The organism is Canicola haemoglobinophilus (genome assembly GCF_002015075.1).
Taxonomy (GTDB): domain Bacteria; phylum Pseudomonadota; class Gammaproteobacteria; order Enterobacterales; family Pasteurellaceae; genus Canicola; species Canicola haemoglobinophilus.
This window is the reverse complement of sequence record NZ_MUXZ01000053.1, coordinates 1-4,496: the sequence shown is the minus strand read 5'-3', so window position 1 is coordinate 4,496 and position 4,496 is coordinate 1. Positions and strand designations below refer to the sequence as shown.

At 34.6% G+C, this 4,496-nt stretch carries 8 protein-coding genes and 1 pseudogene; 2 read left to right on the top strand and 7 right to left on the bottom strand.

The window, feature by feature from the left end; genetic code table 11:
• Positions 1–102: 102 nt before the first annotated feature.
• The 6 genes and pseudogenes from B0186_RS10795 to B0186_RS12075 all read right to left on the bottom strand — a co-directional run bounded on the left by B0186_RS10795 (position 103) and on the right by B0186_RS12075 (position 2,737).
• Complete coding sequence (locus B0186_RS10795) at positions 103–471, bottom strand: hypothetical protein (protein ID WP_078219407.1); 369 nt, start codon at positions 469–471, stop codon at positions 103–105.
• Complete coding sequence (locus B0186_RS10790) at positions 471–704, bottom strand: deaminase domain-containing protein (protein ID WP_268875298.1); 234 nt, start codon at positions 702–704, stop codon at positions 471–473. The genes B0186_RS10795 and B0186_RS10790 overlap by 1 nt, the downstream gene beginning before the upstream one ends.
• 63 nt (positions 705–767) lie before the next feature.
• Complete coding sequence (locus B0186_RS10785; RefSeq protein WP_078219406.1) at positions 768–1,133, bottom strand: Imm8 family immunity protein; 366 nt, start codon at positions 1,131–1,133, stop codon at positions 768–770.
• Positions 1,134–1,170: 37 nt separating this feature from the next.
• Positions 1,171–1,860: a DUF484 family protein gene (locus B0186_RS10780; protein ID WP_078219405.1), complete on the bottom strand. Its 690-nt coding sequence runs from the start codon at positions 1,858–1,860 to the stop codon at positions 1,171–1,173.
• A 19-nt stretch (positions 1,861–1,879) separates the two neighbouring features.
• Positions 1,880–2,215 (bottom strand): annotated as a pseudogene (locus B0186_RS12080) (rhomboid family intramembrane serine protease); the annotation flags it as partial.
• A 12-nt stretch (positions 2,216–2,227) separates the two neighbouring features.
• Positions 2,228–2,737: a hypothetical protein gene (locus B0186_RS12075; RefSeq protein WP_235817228.1), complete on the bottom strand. Its 510-nt coding sequence runs from the start codon at positions 2,735–2,737 to the stop codon at positions 2,228–2,230.
• Positions 2,738–2,782: 45 nt separating this feature from the next.
• Here B0186_RS12075 and B0186_RS10770 point away from each other — a divergent pair, with 45 nt between their 5' ends.
• A complete protein-coding gene (locus tag B0186_RS10770; protein ID WP_078219404.1) occupies positions 2,783–3,097 on the top strand; it encodes a DUF5389 domain-containing protein in 315 nt (104 codons plus the stop codon).
• Positions 3,098–3,120: 23 nt separating this feature from the next.
• Here the strand turns inward: B0186_RS10770 and glpE are convergent, their stop codons facing one another.
• Positions 3,121–3,444: a thiosulfate sulfurtransferase GlpE gene (gene glpE / locus B0186_RS10765; protein WP_078219403.1), complete on the bottom strand. Its 324-nt coding sequence runs from the start codon at positions 3,442–3,444 to the stop codon at positions 3,121–3,123.
• 138 nt (positions 3,445–3,582) lie between these two features.
• Here glpE and ubiA point away from each other — a divergent pair, with 138 nt between their 5' ends.
• Positions 3,583–4,443, top strand: a complete 861-nt coding sequence (gene ubiA, locus B0186_RS10760; protein ID WP_078219402.1) for a 4-hydroxybenzoate octaprenyltransferase — start codon at positions 3,583–3,585, stop codon at positions 4,441–4,443.
• The last annotated feature ends 53 nt before the right edge of the window (positions 4,444–4,496 follow it).

The window sequence follows — 4,496 nt, the reverse complement described above, 5'->3', positions numbered from 1 at the left end:
ACACATCTTTACCTGCTTCAACCAAGATATGTTTACCCTCAATGTCAATCCGCTTACACAGAATTTGGGATAGGGTCTTTATAATTTCAGTTATTACACTAATTACTCTTCAATTTCCCTATTATTTAAAACCAAATTCAAATCATAAAGAAATTCTTGTTTTTCTTCTTCTAATACAGAAACCAGATCATCTATATTATATTCAGAAAGTATCTTATCTATATCACTCATAACTAGGTTATGGCTATATAAATGCCTAGCTCCATTAGTAATGATAAAAATGACATAAAGCATCAAATTTTCTATTGGCAAATAAAAATTTCCATCAAAGCTATCTAAAGCCCCTCCCCACTCATTAAAATTTATATTCCATTTCTTTATTTTTCCATTCCTAAATTTTTGCTGGCACCAAGTATAAGCATCATCTAAAAACCATTCTTTTAGTTCTGAGTATTTAACTCTATCTTCCATTATTTATCTCCTTTATTCGGATTGATGAGATTTCCATTGTTATCAAAAATATTCACTTTAATATTTGGATAACGTTTATTAAATTGCTCGGCAACCCCTAAGCAACTTTGACAAGCAGGACGCTCTGTAAAAATCGTTACTTGCCCTTTCGCTTGGTTATTCGAACCTAATTGATCCGCTAAGTTTGAGAAAATCTTATACTCTGAGTCTGTTTTTTCTTTAGTATTTTCTATAATTTCATTTATTACACTAATTATTCTTCCATTCCCCTATTATTTGAAACTAAATTTAGAACATCATTCAACAAGTTTATGATTCTCATATTCCCAGTCAAAATATCTTCTTAATTGAACTAAAACATCCTCCCAACTCTTCCCATATATACTATTTACAAATACTCTAATCTCATTTTCTATATCATCTATATTATCTATATCATCTGTAGCAATAAAACTCTTTGAGCCCATAGTAAGCCTACTACTTTTTACATACGCTACATTAATAACATCAACATAAAAATAATCGGCTCCTATTTTTCCTGTTTCACCAATAGATAAACATAATGTTAATCGGTATTCTGGAGATAACATTAATAATTGTGCATCATTTTTATCAATGACACTGCCGTAAAATTCAAAATTTTTTAATTCTGCTGTAATCATATTAATTATCCTTTATATTTAGATGTAAATTACTCTTTTATACAGCAAATTCTGCTAACCAACGTAATAAATGCAGTTCTACAATATTCACAAGATGTTTTAAAAATTGAGTATTTTGCCCATTATGAAAATGGCGGCTGTCATGGGCGGTAAACAGTAAAAGTGCGGTAGCATTTTGCGCAGTTTCTGCGCCTAGCAAACAACAAGCAACGGAGCCAATAGGTAATTCTTCTGGTAAAAATAGCAAACTTTTTTCTCGGTTTGTCATTTCGCCTAAATAGAAACGGCGTAAGCCAAAACGTTCTAAGCGAATAATCTCAAAGGCTTTGCGATCAACCCAGTGAATATCTTCAAGATCTTGTTGTTTCTGCCATTGATCAGTAAACAGCAGAATTTTACTTTGCTTTAACTCCCAATTTTTTGCCCATTGATTAATCGCTTGAATACCCTGTTTTAAATTTTTGCAATGAGATAATTGTTGTTGTAATGGCATTAAGGCAAGGAATATTTCTTGCTCTTGGTTAGCCAATTTTGCCAATATGGCTAATTCTTGTTCCAGTTCTTGAATACGTTTTCTTTGCCGTTCTAATTGAACTTCTACCAAAGAAAGCGTGCCTTGTTGTTTACTGACAACATAAAGATCATCTAATAAATGCTGATGACGTTGAAAAAAATCTGGATGGGTTTGTAAATACTCTGCAATAGATAATTCGTTTAGTTGTGACATGTTGTATCAATCCTTAAGGTTATTTTTGTTTTACTTGCCATAAGCCAAATAAAAGCCCACATAATAAACCGCTAATATGCGCAGCGTTGCCCATATAAATGCCAATGAGTGGACTGGCGAAACCTAAAGCGATCCCCACAACTAACATGAGGGAAAAGCCTGATGGTAAGGCAAATTTAGCGTAACGGAATTTATCGAGGATCAATACATAACCTAATACGGCATAAACAACACCAGATAAACCGAAGAAACGGTAGCCAGAAAAATAATTCTGCACGACACCACTCACAATGGCGGAAACGAAAAAGAGTAAGAGTAATTTTTTTGTGCCAAGTTGACGTTCAATGGCGCCACCAAATAACCAAAACTAGCTAAGATTAAATAAAAAATGCAGTGGCGAAAGGTGCGCTAAGCTGTGGGATATATAGCGCCAAATTTCTACTTGTTGCCCAGCATCTGCTGGATAATGTACAAAGCTGAGAATGTCTTGATTAAATCCTAAGATTTGTAAAAGATAAATGAAGGTACAAAGTGCGGTAATAAAAAAGGTCAATTTTCCTTGATTGAGCCATGAAGTTGAGATGCCTAAAATAGCTTGCCATGTTTTTTTATCATATTGAATGGACTTGGTATCGCCAGCTTGCCAAGCAGCTTGTTGATAACGAGGGTTAAAAGGATCTTGTAAGAAAAGTGTTTTCTCTTGTTCAAGTTGCGCTAAGATCGGATGATTTTCTTCGACAAAAATACCTCGCATTAGCCAACCTCGTTTTTCATCATGATAATCTTGAATGGTCAATTCAAGCTGATATTTGGCGCGGATATAATCACGAAACCAAATCAGAAAATTTTCCATTTCACTACCAAATAATAGTTTCATTTGCTATATTCCTGTTCTCTTTTGCGGATGATATTGAGGATAAAGATGAAAAAACAAAAAATGCCAACTGGATTTAGTGCGTTTTCTTGGGCACTAGTTGGATTTTGCTTACCTGTTTTACTTTGGCCATTAGCCCTATTAATTTCACCTAATTTCATTAAAAATCCCAGTTTGACCGATTTTCAAATTAGATGGATGTCAATTTTCTTTTGGGTTTATCCATTCATTTTAGGGATTGTGGCACGTTATTTGTTTAAGTTAAATCAACGCAATGGCAAGTTAGCAAAATATGCGTTGTTACTAAGTGCGGTCATTTTTTATGTTGTTTTAATCTATGTTTGTGCAGTTGGATTGAATTAAGGCGGAATATTTCCGCCTTTAAGTTAAAATCCATTTTCTATGGGTAAATCTGCTTGAACCCAGCCTGCAAATCCACCTATTAAGCTATACACTTCATCATAACCTTGTTCAACTAAAAATTGTGCAACATTGCGACTGCTCACGCCATGATAGCAACTCACAATAATTGGCGGCTCATAATCATATTTTTGTTGGAACTCACCAAAACTTTGGTTAGTTAAATGAAAGGCACCTTGTGGATGGCTATGGCTAAAACGTGGTAAATCACGAATATCCACTAATACGGCATTTTTGTTGTTTAATATTTCCCATGCTTGCTCTGGGCTGATTTCTTTGAATGTATCCATGTTGTTATTTTCTCATGAGGGAAGAAGGGCGCAATATAGCACTGTTTCTTTATGGGGTAAACTTGCTTTTTCTAGCCTCGAATTTACAGTAAAATACACCGCACTTTTACTTGAGAATGACAAGGTTTAATCAATCCAATGACAATATTTGCAAAAGATAAGCTAATAGCTTATGCACAATTGATGCGTTTAGATAAACCTATTGGCACCTTACTTTTACTTTGGCCAACACTCTGGGCATTATATCTTGCCGAGAAAACCACGCCTCCACTACCTATATTAGCAATCTTTATATGTGGCGTATTTTTAATGCGTTCAGCTGGCTGTGTGATCAATGATTATGCCGATCGTCATATTGATGGCAAAGTTAAACGCACTTCATTACGCCCACTTGCTACGGGGCGAGCTACGCCTAACGAGGCAAAATGGTTATTTGTTGGTTTGGTTTTTTGTGCTTTTTTGTTAGTGCTTTGCCTAAATCTTTATACCATTGGCTTGTCTGTTATTGCAGTGATTTTGGCGTTTATTTATCCCTTTATGAAACGCTATACCCATTTACCACAATTTTTCTTAGGTGCAGCATTTGGTTGGTCAATTCCTATGGCTTATGGTGCAACCATTGAAAGTTTACCTCTTGAATGTTGGTTATTATTTATTGCCAATTTAGCTTGGACAGTGGCTTATGATACACAATATGCCATGGTCGATCGTGATGATGATTTACGCATTGGGGTAAAATCTACGGCGATTTTATTTGCCCAATATGACAATAAAATTGTGGCGCTATTACAAATTATTGCGCTGACTTTTCTGTTTTTAGTGGGCTATTTATCTCAATTAAGTCAAAGTTATTTTATTGTGTTAGCTCTCGCCACTTTATTCTTTGTTTATCAATGCCGTTTAACAAAAAACAGAGATAGAGAAAGTTGTTTTAAAGCGTTTTTAAACAACAATTATTTTGGACTTACTGTGTTTATTGCCGTTTTATTCGGTATTTAAATAATTAAGATAAATCAAGAAAAAAGCACCGCACTTGATCTGCACCCCAAAAG